General features: G+C 62.1%; 5 protein-coding genes. 3 read left to right on the top strand and 2 right to left on the bottom strand.

Annotated features, from left to right (window positions below; translation table 11 throughout):
• Positions 1 to 41: 41 nt before the first annotated feature.
• From ROSERS_RS03430 to ROSERS_RS03420, 3 genes are all read left to right on the top strand, one after another.
• Complete coding sequence (locus ROSERS_RS03430; protein ID WP_011955437.1) at positions 42 to 971, top strand: PIG-L family deacetylase; 930 nt, start codon at positions 42 to 44, stop codon at positions 969 to 971.
• Positions 972 to 1,292: 321 nt separating this feature from the next.
• Entirely contained in the window at positions 1,293 to 1,823 is a 531-nt protein-coding gene (locus ROSERS_RS03425; protein ID WP_011955436.1) for a hypothetical protein, read from the top strand.
• A gap of 147 nt (positions 1,824 to 1,970) precedes the next feature.
• Positions 1,971 to 3,848: an ABC transporter ATP-binding protein gene (locus ROSERS_RS03420; protein ID WP_011955435.1), complete on the top strand. Its 1,878-nt coding sequence runs from the start codon at positions 1,971 to 1,973 to the stop codon at positions 3,846 to 3,848.
• 2 nt (positions 3,849 to 3,850) lie between these two features.
• On the opposite strand, the gene ROSERS_RS03415 is transcribed toward ROSERS_RS03420, so the two are convergent.
• A complete protein-coding gene (locus ROSERS_RS03415; RefSeq protein ID WP_011955434.1) occupies positions 3,851 to 6,637 on the bottom strand; it encodes a DUF2298 domain-containing protein in 2,787 nt (928 codons plus the stop codon).
• Between the two features lie 215 nt (positions 6,638 to 6,852).
• Positions 6,853 to 14,898, bottom strand: coding sequence for a DUF2298 domain-containing protein (locus tag ROSERS_RS03410; protein ID WP_049767460.1), 8,046 nt, complete (start codon positions 14,896 to 14,898; stop codon positions 6,853 to 6,855).
• Between the last annotated feature and the right edge of the window lie 507 nt (positions 14,899 to 15,405).

The following is a 15,405-nucleotide window of genomic DNA, read 5'->3' as shown; positions in this document are numbered from 1 at the left end:
TCCGTTCTGAGAACTGAGAACCGAGAACCGAGAACTGGACTATGTCGGTACGGGATACTCATACACTGACTGCCTGGGGTATTGACTCGCGCTGGTTGCGCAGCAACGATGCTGATCGGCGTCTGCTCTTCGTCTATGCTCATCCAGATGACGAAAGTTTTGGGAATGCGGGGACGATCCTGCGCTACAGCAGCGATGGCGTGGCCGTCCACTACGCATGCGCAACGCGTGGCGAAGCGGGAGATGTTTCGCCCGAACTGCTGGCAGGGTATGCCGATGTCGGTGCACTGCGAACCGTGGAGCAGATGCGGGCAGCCGAAGTGCTCGGGCTGACAGGCGTGCACTTTCTGGGGCACCGCGACTCGGGCATGCCCGGCTCGCCGGATAACCAGCATCCTGACGCGCTTATCCGGCAACCGCCAGCACTCGTCGCAGGGCAGATCGTTGCCCTGATCCGCGCCATACGCCCACAGGTCGTCGTCACATTCGGACCGTACGGCGGCTACGGGCACCCTGATCACGTGTTCTGTCACCAGGTGACGACGGCGGCATTCGAAGCGGCTGGCAATCCGACCCTCTATCCTGAACAGATCGCCGATGGTCTGGCGCCGTGGCAACCGCAGCGTCTCTACTACTCGACGTTTGGAACCCGCTTTTTATCGACAGTCGTATTCATGATGCGTCTGCTGGGGAAAGACCCGAGTCGTTTCGGGCGAAACGGCGATGTCGATCTGGTCCGTGCTGCGCGTGAAGCGACGCCAGCAACGACAAAAATCGACACGGCTGCATATTTCGAGCAGGCGATCCGGGCGCGGGAATGTCACCACAGTCAGGGTGGCGGCATCGGCTGGATCCGTCGCCTGCCGAAACCGCTCCAGCGTCGCCTCAATGCGGTCGAACGCTTTACCCGCGTCGCGCCGCCCTGGAATGGGGAAGTGATCGAACGCGATCTGTTCCCTCCCAATCACTGATTCGTCCTCCCTGAACCTTCAAATCCCCCTTGACGTAGCAAGCATGTTCTGGTATCATGCCTGTAACAGTAGCACATACGTTTTTATTTAAGTCATGGGTCGCTGCAAAAAGGTTATTTCGACGCAGAGGCGCAGCGTTCGCAGAGGAAGATTCCATAGCGAGTCGCTCAAACGCATGCCGTGCTACGCATAGAATCGTGCTTCGTTTTTGGAGTTCTCTGTGCTCTCGGCGTCTCGGCGGTGCGTTTTTGCAGGAACGTCGGTCATGAAAAACGCCCACAGCGGCGCGAGGTGTCAGTTCTGAAATCAAGGGGGCGAACGATGGCTGTCACAAGTAAGGATCTGCGGAACAATACTCGCCTGTCGTCCGGTCGCCCGTTACCGGTTCCACCGCGGGTGGGCGTCAACAGTATGATGTACCTGATCACCGGGCTTCTGGCGCTGCTGGCGCTGTATGCGGTCATGGGGAACGTCGTGAGTTGGGGGCGGGAACGTCTTGACGACCTGCGGTACGGTACAACGCGCACCTTCCACGCCCAGGCGGTCGTCGGGAGCGACGACAGTCCGGTGACGCCAAGTCGCTTCGTGGCGATGAACCTCAACCGTCAGGTGGTTATTTTTCACATCCCCGGCGGCGACAGCGCCAAAACGCGCGTGATCACCGGTCCGTATCTTTTCGGCGCCGGTGAGGACAAGACGCCAGTGTTGCTCGATTTCGTCGATCTCAACAACGACGGCGCCCTCGATATGCGGGTGATGATTAAGAATGAAGCGATCGTCTATCTGAATCGCGGCGGGAACTTCGAGCCGATCTCAGCTGAAGAGTATGTGCAGTTGATGCTGAAGCGGTGAGGAAGAGTCGCTACCCTGCCCGCCTCACCGTTCCTACCCGTTTTTCCAGGTCATACTCGATCATCCGCGTGCTATCATGAGATCGGGATCGCCTTCGGACGCGCCTGGCGCTTCGCCGGGCGCGTTGCTGTCTCGATGAGGATGACGATGCTGGAAGTTTCTGGAGGACGACGGGGGCGCCGTCCGTTCGAGCCTGAACCTGCCCGGACGTGGTCTGAACGCCTGGCGCAGGTGCGTACTGCGTTCGGCAACATTCCCGGAGCGTTTCGTCTGGTATGGCGCGCCGACCGGCGATCAACGCTGGTGATGGCGGCGCTGACGCTGGTTGCCGCTGCACTGCCTGCGGCGCAGGCATGGGCTGGCGCTTTGATTGTCGACACGGTCGTCGATTCGTTTACTGCGCGCGTCGATCCACTGGCGGGGCTGGAGCGCACTCTGCCATACCTGGGATTTGAACTGGCACTGCTGCTGATCGGCGCTGCTGCGGCTCAGATGCGCATGTTCTACGAGCACGTGCTCAACGCCCGTCTGGGGCACGCGATCAATGTTGATATTATCCGAAAAGCGCTCTCGCTCGATCTCTCCTACTTCGAGGATGCCAGTTTCTACGATAAGTTGCAGAATGCGCGGCGTGAAGCCGATTTCCGCGCGCTCGGCATTATCAATGGTTCGTATAGCGTGGTACAGAACCTCCTGACCCTCCTCTCATTTGCGGTGCTGCTGCTGGCATTCAATCCGTGGATCACGCTGGTGCTGTTCGGGGCGACGATCCCGGCATTTGTGGCGCAGGGACGGTACAGCCATCTCTACTTTCGCTTGCTGACCTGGCACGCGCCGGAGTTTCGCCGGATGCAGTACCTCGAACATGTGCTGACCGTCGATAGCAGCGTCAAAGAAGTGAAACTGTTCGGCCTGGGTGAGCCGCTGTTGAAGCGCTACAGCGATACCTTTCAGGTCTTCTTTTGCGAGGATGTCGATCTGGCGCGGCGTCGTTCGCTCATCAGCGTCGGATGGGGAGTGATCGCCAACCTCAGTTACTACGGCGCATACGCCTGGATTGTGTTCGTGACCATTGCCGGCACGATCACGCTGGGAAGCATGACCCTCTACCTGACCCTCTTCCGGCAGAGTCAGAGCGCCTTTCAGAGTCTGTTCAGCAACGTCACCAGGCTGTATGAAAACGGTCTGTTCATGGATAACCTGTTCAGTTTTCTGAGTCTTCAACCGCATATGAGCCGCGCCACGCAACCGGTCGCTGTTCCTCCCCGCCTGCAACGCGGTCTTGAGTTTCGTAACGTATCGTTCCGTTATCCTGGACGCGATGATTGGGCGCTGCGCAACATCAACCTGACGATTGCACCCGGCGAAAAACTGGCGCTCGTCGGACCGAACGGCGCCGGTAAGACAACGCTGATCAAACTCCTCACCCGCCTCTACGATCCAACCGAAGGGGAGATTCTGCTCGACGGCGTGGATCTGCGCGATTATGACATCGACGAGGTGCGTCGTCGCATTGGGGTGATTTTCCAGGATTTCGTGAAGTACCAGTTGAGTGCGCGCGAGAATATCGGCTTCGGTCAGATCGATCGTCTCGACGATGAGTCACGGGTCCGTGAGGCGGCGCAACGCGGCGGCGCCGACGACATTATCGCCGAACTGCCCGCCGGGATGGAGACGATGTTGGGGCGCTGGTTCGAGAACGGGTTTGAGTTGTCGGGCGGGCAGTGGCAGAAAATTGCGCTGAGCCGCGCCTTTATGCGCGAGGGCGAGGTGCTCGTGCTCGATGAACCGACCGCAGCGCTCGATGCTGAACGGGAGTATGAGATCTTCCAGCGCTTCCGTGAATTGACCGCCGGCAAGATTGCGGTGTTGATCTCGCATCGCTTCTCAACAGTGCGCATGGCAGACCGGATCGCGGTGATTGAGAACGGGTGCATTACCGAGATCGGTTCGCACGCTGAATTGCTGCGGCAGGGCGGAACGTATGCCCGCCTGTTCGAGATGCAGGCGGAAGGGTATCGCTGAACCTATGACGTTCTGACGCGGTAGATGGTCACTTCCTCATTCTGGAAGACAACTTCGCCCAACTCCGGCAATTTCGCCAGCCCTTCCGCCGGGTAGGTCTGGCGTTCGGTTTCACCGAGGTAGATGTAATCCACGCCGTAGGTCGCCAGCAACGCGCGCGCCTGCGCGACATCGGTTGTGCTGTAGATCGTTGCCACATCGGCGGCGCGCGGCGCAATCTCTGCAAGCAACGTCGGGTCGCCGCCGCGCCACTGCTGTTGATGCCCTTCCCATCCCATCACCGTTGACCGCCCGGTGCTCGATGAAACGCCGCCGTACCCCATGCCGGCGGTATCGTAGGACGGTCCGACGGCTTCGAGAATGACGGCATCACCAGGGGTATTGGCGCGAATCCAGGCAATCGCTTCAGCACCAGCCGACGTGCGTTCCCGTGGCGTGCGCCCCTCCAGCCCGACGTGCCTGCCTTCGGTGAATGCTTTCCCCGCTGTCAGCCACGGGTAGGTCAGTCCGCTCGCCAGCAACACGAGTGCGATCACCGGCGCCACCAGACCTCCGATCAACCTGAGCGGTTGCGTTCGCTGCAACGTCACCGCACGCTGCACCAACCGCCAGGCGGCATATCCTCCGGTCACTCCCCAGATCAACCAGATCTGGTAGTAGAACTTGAACACCGTATTCATCCGATTCTCGAAGACATCACGGATGTACACCACCTCGACGCCGAGACAGATCGCGCATCCCAGGGCGAACATGACGAACACAAACGCATCCGCCGGATGGTCGGAATGTCGCCGGGCGATCAGGACTGCCGCCAGACCGAGCGGGAGCAGCGCCGCCAGCGGGAAGCCGATGAACGCCCCCACCACGACTGCAATGCCGGATCCGATGAGAAGGGTGCGCTCCATGTCGCGCGCCAGCGCAACCGTCAGACCGATAAGCGGCGTCAGAAAGACGCCGAAGATGATCAGGAAACTGTGCAGGTCTGTCCTGTCGGTGACGAACCCCAGGAAGCGGGTGATCCCGCCAATCAGCGGGAGATCGATGAGCGGCGCGCGCCCGCCAACCAGCGAGGTGAATGTCAGCAGAAATGGCGCGATCAGCAGAACGCTCGCCACAATGATGAGCAGCGCATTCGCCAGGTAACTGCGCCAGGGCGGTGTCAGGCGGGTGATGAGCGGCATGTTGGAGAATGCTGCGCCTGCAAGAGCCATGTCGGGCTGTGTGGCAGTCTTGAACGCCAGCGCTCCCAGGAAGATCAGCAGATACGTCGGCAAATCCCAACTGTTGATCATGTACAGACTGCCGAGAACGATGCCAGCGAGGATCAATGTGACCCGACTGCGCCACAAATGCAACGGCGTCGGGCGCGCAACGATGTTCAGCGCCAGCGCCAGCGCCAGCACGCCGAATGGCAGCGCCATAACGTGCGGATGCATATCGCCGAGCCAGAACGAGAAGAAGGGAAACTCGGTGATCGCGTAGCCGCGTACCTTCTCGATCTGCTGTGTTGCCGGATTCCAGCCGGGGCGTTCGTCCCACACGACGCGCGAGGGCCACCACCAGTTAAAATCGGCAATCCGGTCGCTCCGCTTCAGGGTCGTTATCTCGCCGAAATCACCGGCGCCGGTGCGCGCAGGATAGGGGAGTGTGATCGTTTCCGCACCGCTCAGCGCCTGCGCAATCGCCGCGCTCAGTTGCACCCCGTCAAGCGCCACAATGCGTTCATCACCAACGATGATTTGCAATGTGCCAGCCTGATTCCCCGCCAGCAGCACCGCAACCACGGTGAGCAGCGCAGCGATCCAGACCTGCCAGGGCATCCGGCGCCGCGCATCTGGCGAAGCATCAGGGATCTGTGGTTGTTCACGATCCGCATCGGTTTCCGTTGACACGTCTTCCGCTGCTACTTCGGGCGGCGACTGAAGTGGATTCGTGACCAGCGCACTGCGTTGCATGCGCATAATGTTCAGGTGACGGTGCACAACGGCGGCATGCGCCACTCCGCCGGAAGCAGGGTGGATCGCCGGCGCCGGGCGCAGCATCGCCACAGCAGCGTCACCCTCGTAGTCTGGCGCTCGAATGCGCGTTGCATCAGCACCAGCATCGGAGACGGCAGACGAACGCGAGTCACTCAACCGCTCCGCCATCGCCGCCAGGTTGCACACCATGCCTGCCACGCCGAGCGCCGTGAGCGCAAAGATCAGCGCCAGCGACAGGTTGTACCCGACTGCCGGATGCACCCCGGTGACCAGCGACACTGCCGCCATGAGCAGATAGCCAAAGTAGTAATAATTGATGCTGTAGCCCGACATCCAGGGATCGTGCGGTGGAAAGACGGTGCTGGCGCGGATCGCATTGAAGAAAGCGTAATCCATCGGTCGCTCGGTACCCCAGGGGTGCGGACCGACGAAGCCATACTCTTGCGCGCGCAGCAACGCCAGAAAGACGAGCGCAGCCGCGAACAGCGCCTCGTAAAAGATGACAACGCGCCAGTTGGTGCGCATCCAGCCGAACAACTGCGCCGGTTCAGTTGCGTCTGAATGGCGTAGCGCCAGCATACCGCCGATGAATACCGCACCCCCCGCCGCCACGATCAGTGGTGCGCCGAATGGCGCCAGCCCGAACATGGCCGCCAGCCACGCCACATATCCGGTCAGCAGCAGACCCAGCGATCTGGCAAAAGCGTAGCCGCGATCTGGCAGCGCACCCAGCAACAGGCGCGCCGCGGGCAGCCCGACAATGCCGAGCGCCTGAGCTGCTAACCAGTATGTGAGGATGTCGGTGAGCATGATTGAGAACTGAGAACTGAGAACCGAGAACCGAGAACCGAGAACCAGGAACCGAGAACCACGAACTGAGAACCGAGAACCACGAACTGAGAACCGAGAACCAGGAACCAGGAACCGAGAACCACGAACTGAGAACCGAGAACCAGGAACCAGGAACCGAGAACCAGGAACCGGGTTCAACCTTCAACCTTCAACCCTCTCGCCTTCTGAGCAGCTCACGGTGACGCTCCGAGCCGCTCCAGCGCCTCGCGCGCCAGGGGCGCAAGGTAACCGTCGGGCGCCAGATCGAGATACGCGCGGTACCGCTCGATTGCCTGGCGCTCGTCGCCGAGTTGCTCGTAGAGCGTTCCCAGACGGAAGTACGGCTCAGGGAGCGTCGGATCGATCTGGATCGCCTGCAAAAATGCCTGCTCGGCATCTCCCGGTCGTCCAATCGTCAACAAGCCGACCCCCAGTTTGTTGTAGTTGCCCGCCACCGGGCTGGCGCGAACGGCGGCGCGATACGCCTCGATGGCTTCGTCGAAGCGCCCTGCATCGATCAGAATATCACCAAACAGATGATGCAGTGCGACATCGTTCGGGTTGGCGCGCGCTGCGGGTCGGAGCACCTCTACCGCCTCTTCAAACCGCCCCAGCGCCCGGTACCGCTCCGCGAGCGCATATGCCGGACCGGCATCGCCGGGATTTTCCTGATGCTGCCGCTCCAGCGCCTCGATCACGGCGGGATTTCGCAGGTCATTGTCTGGCGGCGCCACAGGCGCAACCGGTTCTGGTTCACCGGCATCCTCTTCTGGCACGGGCAGCGGCGCAACCGGCGCCGGCGCCGGTCGGTCGAGCGGCGGAAGCATGGGCAGGGTATGAACCGTGTCGTTCACCTTATAAATCGTCACCTGATCGTTGCGGAACACCACATCCAGGAACGAGCCGGTCATCTGCTGAAACTTGAACAACCCTGCCTCGCCATAAACGGCGCGTTCGATCGGACCGACATACACATACCCGACACGGTAGCGTGAGAGAAGGCGCAGCGCCTCCCGGGTGTCGGTCGTGCGGTAGATCTGCGCAACGTCCAGATCGCGCCGGTAAACGTCCTGCGGATTGCGCTGTTCGCTCTCGTGCAATGGACTGACAATCGTGGGGAAGCCGGTGTTGGCAGCGATACGCACCCCATAGGCGCGGTAAAACTCAAGGCTCGATTGCAACACGACCGGCGTTCCGTGGATGTTCTGTTCGAGCCAGCGAATCGCCTCGTAGTCGTAGCGCAGCACAATCGTCGTCGGCGGTGCGCCGGACGGTTGCAGATACGCAGGAAGCGGGAACGACTCGCGTTCCATGAATGCCAGCCCATCGAGCGTTGGACCGGTCGTATTACCGGGGAAGCGGTACGCCGTGCGGCTTACCGTACCGACCAGCGGGTAGACGGATGCCAGCGCGAAGAGAACGATCAGCACAGCAAGCCCGATCGTCTGCACGACAGCGCTGCGCCGCTGGAGCGAACGGAGCAACGACGGCAGCAGAAGCGTCGTTGCAATCGCCAGCAACACCCACGCCTGCAGACCGAACTTGAAAACCGTGTTCATGCGGTACCATTCACCGCCGTCGAGATGGTCGCGCACATAGATGATTTCGCAGATCAGTGTGACGATCAGCGCCACACCGGTCGTCCAGAACGCAAACCAGGTTTCCGGACGCAGACTGCGCACCAGCAGCGTTCCCACCGTAATGGTCAACAGGGTTGCGAGCCAGATGCGCAATGTGAACGGCGCAAGGGCTTCTGACGGAGTCTGAAGGAGCGTTGCAGCACCGTCGAGATTGAGCGCCAGCAAAAGGTTCGGCAGCATCGCCAGCGCGCCGGTCAGCGCCACGACAATTGCCAGGAGCGCCAGCGACACACGCCCTGCACCGGGCATCCCCGATATTCCTGCCACAAAACCGGTCGCTTCCGGCGATGTGCTGGCGGTCGAGAGGTTGAAATGGTACGTTCGACGCCCAACCATACGGAGCGTGCGCCACGCTGCTCCGAACAGCGCCACGATCAGCGGCGTCAGAAAAACGCCATAGAGCAGCAGGTAGTCGCTCAAATGCGTGGCATCGCGCACCAGACCCACGCCGCCGACCATTGCCTGAAAGTTCTGGAAGAACGGCAGATAGAGCGCCAGTGCTGCGCCGCCGAGCGCCGCGCCGCCAAGCGCTGCACCGATCAGACTCATCGCCAGATGCCGATCAATGCGCCGCATCGTGCGCCAGGCGCGCCCCAGCAGCGCACCACCCAGCAGCAATCCATAGGTTGGGAAGTCCCACGAGTTGGTGACCGCCAGTGCGCCGAGCGTCAACGCTGTCACCCCCCAGCGCGCCGCACGATCCGTCCACCCGGTCGGGCGCGCAACGAACGCCTCGAAGACCAGCGCAATCATCAGCACCGTCAGCGGCAGCGCAATCGTGTGGGGATGCAGGTCGGCAAAGAGAAAACTGAAGTACGGGAACTCGTTGATGGTCGATGGAATCACCCGTGTCGGACCGACGAACCAGTCGCCGAGGCGTTCGCCAAAACCGGCAAGACCTTCGTTCAGCGCACTGAAGACCGGTGCGAGACCGCGCGCCCAGTTCGCCGGGAAGACGGCAGCCAGATTCCCGACCACGCCGACCAGGAGCGCGCCAACCACCCCCCACTGCCATGAACCGCGAATGCGAACAATCAGCGCAAACACGGCAGACAGCATCAGCGCGAACAGCGTGGGCACGATCAGATTGTAGGCGACCGACGGCGGGATGCCGGTCAGGCGCACCGGGATCGACATCAGGAAGAAGCCGTAGTAGTAGTAGTTGATGATGCCATCACTGAAGAACGGGTTGTACGGCGGCAGCACGGGGGTGCGGATCAGGGCGTTGAGGAAGCCGAACTCGAACGGTTTTTCACCGCCCCAGATCGGTTGCCACAGATCAGGGTTCAACCAGCGCAGCGTCAACAGGAACGCAAACGCTGCCAGGAATAGCGCCTCGCCGCCGACGATCCAGCGCCAGCGTTCATGCAGCATCGCGCGCAGCGCCAGGAAGCCCTGGTGCAATTCAAACGCCAGCGTTGCGTGATGCGCCGTTTCACCATCGGCAGCGATACGCCGTCTGCCATGCGCAACCAGCGCCGCTGCGCTGAGCGCCAGGGTCAGCATCAGACCGGCGATCATACCCCACCCATCGTACTGCCACAGGCGTGCGCTGACCGGCAACCAGATTGCGTAGCCGAACGCGATCAATCCGATCATGCGCGCCCAGAGCCATCCGCCGTCCAGTGCGCGCGCGCTGAAGACCAGCGCTGCCAGCGGCAGCCCGATCAGCGCCAGTGCGTACCATACCAGCAACCAGAGCGCCACGGCAATGCCCGGATTCTCCGCCAGCCGATTCCAGCCGTGCATGTCCACCGGCGGAAGATCGCCAACCCGTATCGGCAGCATCAGGTCTTTGCGCGGAACTGGCGCCGGCGCGCGCACTGGCAGCGAGGTGGTGAGCACGGCGGGCGGATGGTCTGCTGGCGGCACACGGTAGATGCGCGTTGCGCCTGTGGTGAAGACCGTCTCGATCTGACCGGCAGCGGCAAGCGCATCGAACTTCGCCAGCCCTGCCGGATCGTAGAGGGCGCGTTCAAGTTGCCCGACGACAACATACTCAACGCCATAGAGACGCAGCAAGCGGAGCGCTTCGCGGGCATTCGGATCGTTGTAGAGGTCGCGGATCAGCGCCTGGCGCGCATCGCGCACCGGACCGACATCGGCGACGCTGCGCTGCTGGGTCATGTGCCAGGGCCAGCCGAGCAACGTTGGCAGCCCGGTGTAGACCGATATGCGTCCCCCCCAGCGGTACGCTTCCAGATGCGCCTCCAGCACAATTGGCGTGCCGCCGACATTGGCGCGCAACCAGGCGATAGCGTCCGCGTCTTCGGCGAAGGTGAAGGAGCGGTCGTTTTCCGCCCAACCACTGCGTGGCGAGCGCATAAACGCCATGCCGTCAAGGGTCGGTCCAATCGTCGAATCGTAGCGGTCGGCGAGGCGGGCTGGCGTGGCAGTGAGCGGATAGACCAGGGCAGCGGCGATCAGCAGCACGGCAGCGCCGCGCCAGACCGGACGCAGTGCGCCTGCGCGCAGTCTGGCAGTCACCGACCACATCCAGGTCAGCGCAACACCGCTCACCACTGCGAAGAGCAACCAGACCTGCATGCCGAACTTGAACACACTGTTCATCCGACCAATGTCGCCCTTCGCCACCACGATTTCGATCAGCAGCGTGATACCCAACGCGGCGAGACCCCAGACCAGCGTGAGCAGGGTTGTCGAACCGATCCCAGGCGGCGTTGCATCCCGTCGCTGCGACGGTGGATCATCGGCAATGCCGGGAAGCATCAGTTGCACCGGTCCGACAGGTTCGGAGGGGGCTGTGGCGGCGCGTGGCGCGACAACCACGCCGCGTCGGATCAGATCGATGAACAGGAGGCTGCCACCCGCCAGCAACAATCCCTGGAGCGGCAGCGCCGGAATGCCCAACAGCGCCAGCAGGAGCGCCGCAACGATCACCCCGCCGCCGACGGCTGCCGCCCATCGTGCGCTGAGGCGTCCGGTGCGGTGCGCCAGGAGCAACGCGCCGCTCATCGCCAGGAACAGCCAGAGACCGTGGATCTGCAAAAACTCGGACGTGGGTGTGCGCGACCCGTTCCACAGTTCGAAGCCAGCATAGTCGGTGGCGAACTTCTGGATAAATGGCAGGAAGAGGAGGCGTGTCAGCGCCACCAGCGCAACCGATGTCCCGATCCATAGCAGCACCGCCTGGTTCAGCGGCAAACCGCGCCGGTAGCGCGTCCAGGCACACGCCGCCAGTCCCAGCGCTCCCAATCCTGCTGCAGTTGGATAATCCCAGGTGTTGGTCGCATAGAGCGCGCCAATGACCAGCGCCAGCGGAACCAGCGCCGCCAGCAGCGCCGGCGAAATCGACGAACGGATCGTCTGCGCCTGCCCGCCTCGGAGGCGCGCTATCGCCACGATCAGGTTCAGCGCTGCCAGGATGAGCGGCAGCGCAATCATATGCGCGTGCAGGTCGGCGAACAGGAAGGTGAAAAAGGGAAATTCGTTGATCGTCCCGTCTCCCAGCGTCATCCCCACCAGCCGGGTCGCGTCCCAGAACGCCCATTCCGCCCGTCCGCGACACTCCTGCTGCGCGGCGTAACTCGTCAGCGCGCGGCACGTCTCCGGGAGACCGGGATCCTGCGCGGTGCCGGTACCTGGCAGGAACCAGACTGCCTGCGCCAGATTGCCGATCAGCGTCGCAAAGATTGCTGCCGCAACCCCGGCGACAAGCGCCTGTCGCTCATACCGTCGCCAGGTGGCGGAACGCACAGGAACGGCGGCGAACACGCGCCGCCAGAAGGCGCCCGATAGTGGCGCCTCTTCCGGGGGAGGCGCACCTTTGCTGGTTCGCAGCGCCACCAGGTTGTACGCCGCGCCCCATGCGCCGAGCGCCGTCAGCGCAGCAAGTGTCGGCACAGCCAGATTGTACGCCGTCGTTGGAACGATGCCGGTCAGATGGATGAGCGTGGCCACCAGCACGAAGCCGAAGTAGTAGTAGTTCAGGTACCCGCCAGCGAACCACGGATCGTAGGGCGGAAAAGCCGGACTTTTGACAATAGCGGTAAGGAACGCCAGATCCATCGGTTTTTCGCCGCCGCGCGCCGGATGCCAGAGATCCGGGTTTATTGCCCGCAGCAGCACAAATCCGAAGAAAAACGCCAGGAAGATTCCCTCGGCGGTCAGGAGCGCGGTGCGCCGTTGCTGCCAGAAGGCGCCGAGCGCCGCACGGTTCCAGCGCATTGCCAGCACGCCCGCGCCAACCAGCAAAATTGCGCATATGAAGACACTGATTTTACCGAAGGGAACCAGCGGCGAGCGCAACGTTCCGTGGAGACCAGCCGGACCGACGGATGCCAGCAGCCATGCCACGTATGACACAATCAGCAATCCCAGGATTTTCGACAGCGCATACCCCCGATCCGGCAGCGCCGGCAGCGCGCGGAACAGCAGCGCAAAACAGGACAGACCGAGCGCTTCGAGCGCCAGCAACCAGAAGAGCCAGGGAACCGCATTCGCCACATCTGCCGGATTGAACATCCGCGCCCAGTCGCCTGCCGCCCGGTAGAGGGGCCACTGCTCATCGGTCAGGCGCAGCGCCGTTGGCGCCTTGTTGACCCGCAGCGTCGTCACTTTGAAGACTTCGCCCCACGCCACGCCGCCAAGGATCAACTGCTCCGCCCTGGCGCGCGAATAGTCGGATGTTTTGCGGAAGATCAGGATGCGCGGGTGATCGTAGACACTAAAGGCTTCCTCCGCCAGAATTGGCGTCGGTATTTCGATGCCGAACAGTTTCGGGAACGAGTGGATGTCGGCAACCAGTTCAAAGCCCAGATCACCCTCGAACAGATGGTAGTAGTAACGGGTCAACGCCGGGTAGCGCGCTGGCAGGCGCGTCGCCGAGTCGTACACCCGATTGCTGCTGAAGATCAGGTAATCAGCGCGATCCAGTTGATCCAGCAATCCCTCGACCGCCGAACCGTCGCTGGCGACATACCCATAGTACTTGAGCGGCTCATCCTCGCCATACGGTTCGGTAGGGATGCCGATGTACTGTCCGGGATTCTGCCCATCGATCGGCAGCGGCAATGGATCGTCCCAGCGTTCGAAGGTGATCACTGCGCCAGGGGGAATGTTCTGGTAGATCCAGCGTGACGCCTGAATGCGCGAATGAGGTTCCGTGTAGATGCGGGTGAATGCGAACGCCCACAGCGCCGTTCCCGCTACGACGACAATCAGCGGCGCGCGCCAGGCGATCCGTCGCCAGCGCAATGCGCCCGGTTGCCGCGCACGATCCCACAGCGCCAGCAACCCGCCGGCTGCCAGGACGATCAGCAGACCATAGAGCAGCGCATAGTAGCGCATGGTCATCACGAACTGACCGCCCTGCCAGGCAAAATAGAAGGCGATCCACGTCCACGGCACAAGCAGGCGCACATCACCGCGACGCAGGATGCGCCACCCGGCGAAGCCCCACGCGACCCACGCCGCGATGCCGAGCTGCAACCCCATCCCCCACAGAACCATGTTTTGCAATGAGAAGAGAAACGGGGTGCGCTGCGCCCACTGTTGCGATGGTGGAAAGTCCGCCTCGCCGCTGATCAGCCGTCCGACCGACGAGATATTGTCGAGAAAGCGCGGTTCTGGACGCACGTCGAACAACGACGGACCGGTGAAGGCATCGGGTTGCAACACGCGAAACGCGATCACGGTCACGACACCGGCAAGCGCAACGCGCCAGGCGACGGCAAACAGGAGGCTCGCAGGCGCCATCAGGATGCGCGCCAGGATGCCCGGCGGTTCAGCGTCCGTATACTGACGTCTGGTTTCTTCCGCCAGGCGCGCCAGCGCACCAACCACCACCGCCAGACCAAGGGTTGCCATAGTGACGCGACACGCCATTGCCGCACCGATACTGACGCCAGCGGCGATTGCGCTGCCCGCGCCGCCGTCCTGCGCGAGCCGCACCGCCCAGTAGATCGAGAGGGTGGTGAAGAAAACCGTTGCCGCATCGACCGTGAAGAAATGCGACAACTGGATCGGAAACGCTGCCGTTGCATACAGCAGCGCCGCAAGCAGCCCGGCGCGCTGATCGTACAATCGCCGCCCGATCAGGAAGACCATCAAGATCGTTCCCAGGTCGTACAGCATCGACAGCGTGCGCCCGGTATCGCGGACCATTTCCGGCGAAATCCGGTTGGGGCGACCATCCAGGTTCGCCTGGAGTTCCACCGCCAGGCGTGTGACGGTGGTTGGCAGGGTGCCGTACACGAAGAACCGCGACCAGTTGTAATTCCGCGGGTTGAGAGTGTTGCATCCACTGTCGCGGGTCGGCTCCTGCTGGTTCAGCGGCAGCGGGTTGCCGGCGCCATCGGTCGTGGCGCGCGCCGCAGGGATTCGCCCGTTGACCGCGCAATCGCTGCGCAGGTAATCGCTGAAACTGCGCGGTACCTGGAGATTGTAGGCGGTGAAGATAATAAACCGCTCATCGGGGTGAAGGTATGACGTGCCGTCCCAGGTTGTCAGCGCCATCGAGCGGAAGAATGCGCCGATCAGCAGAATCATTGCCAGCCAGCCCCAGGAAGACCGGAAGAGGCGATGCGCAACCGGCGCAGGCGAGTTATTGGCAGTGGACGGGGCGGAGGTTGAGTTCATGCGACATTATGCCTGTCGAAGCGTTATCGTGCGGGCTGCATTGGCACGCCGCGCGCATTCATTATAGAATCGTTCAATCAACTGCGTTGCGTGCTGCATTGCTATTCTCGTGAAGATTGAGAACTTAATCCGGTATGCACCTCTTGCCGTCGGGCTGATGGAGATTGAGAACTTAATCCGCTATCCCGCGCTAGCCGTCGGGCTGATGGAGATTGAGAATTTAATCCGTTATACCGCACGAGCCGTCGGGCTAAAGCCCCCGGCTATGCGAGGCGAAGCCCGCCTGCGCGGGCTATACCGGATTATTTCTTCAAAGTCCATACGCCCTCGGCTAGCCAGGGCGAAGCCCGCCTGCGCGGGCTGTAGCGGATTATTTACTCAAAGACCATAAGCCCTCGGCTAGCCAGGGCGAAGCCCGCCTGCGCGGGCTATACCGGAGTAATTACTCACCAGCCATCAGAATGGTGCGTTGTGCGTTACCAGATTCTGCACAACCCTTGAACATTT

The organism is Roseiflexus sp. RS-1, assembly GCF_000016665.1.
Lineage (GTDB): Bacteria > Chloroflexota > Chloroflexia > Chloroflexales > Roseiflexaceae > Roseiflexus.
This window is presented reverse-complemented; position numbering and strand designations above follow the sequence as displayed.

Excerpts from the sequence above, each read along its gene's own strand:
- ROSERS_RS03420 (WP_011955435.1), top strand. The coding sequence starts at position 1,971 with ATGCTGGAAGTTTCTGGAGGACGACGGGGGCGCCGTCCGTTCGAGCCT.
- ROSERS_RS03430 (WP_011955437.1), top strand. The coding sequence starts at position 42 with ATGTCGGTACGGGATACTCATACACTGACTGCCTGGGGTATTGACTCG.
- ROSERS_RS03425 (WP_011955436.1), top strand. The coding sequence starts at position 1,293 with ATGGCTGTCACAAGTAAGGATCTGCGGAACAATACTCGCCTGTCGTCC.
- ROSERS_RS03410 (WP_049767460.1), bottom strand. The coding sequence starts at position 14,898 with ATGAACTCAACCTCCGCCCCGTCCACTGCCAATAACTCGCCTGCGCCG.
- ROSERS_RS03415 (WP_011955434.1), bottom strand. The coding sequence starts at position 6,637 with ATGCTCACCGACATCCTCACATACTGGTTAGCAGCTCAGGCGCTCGGC.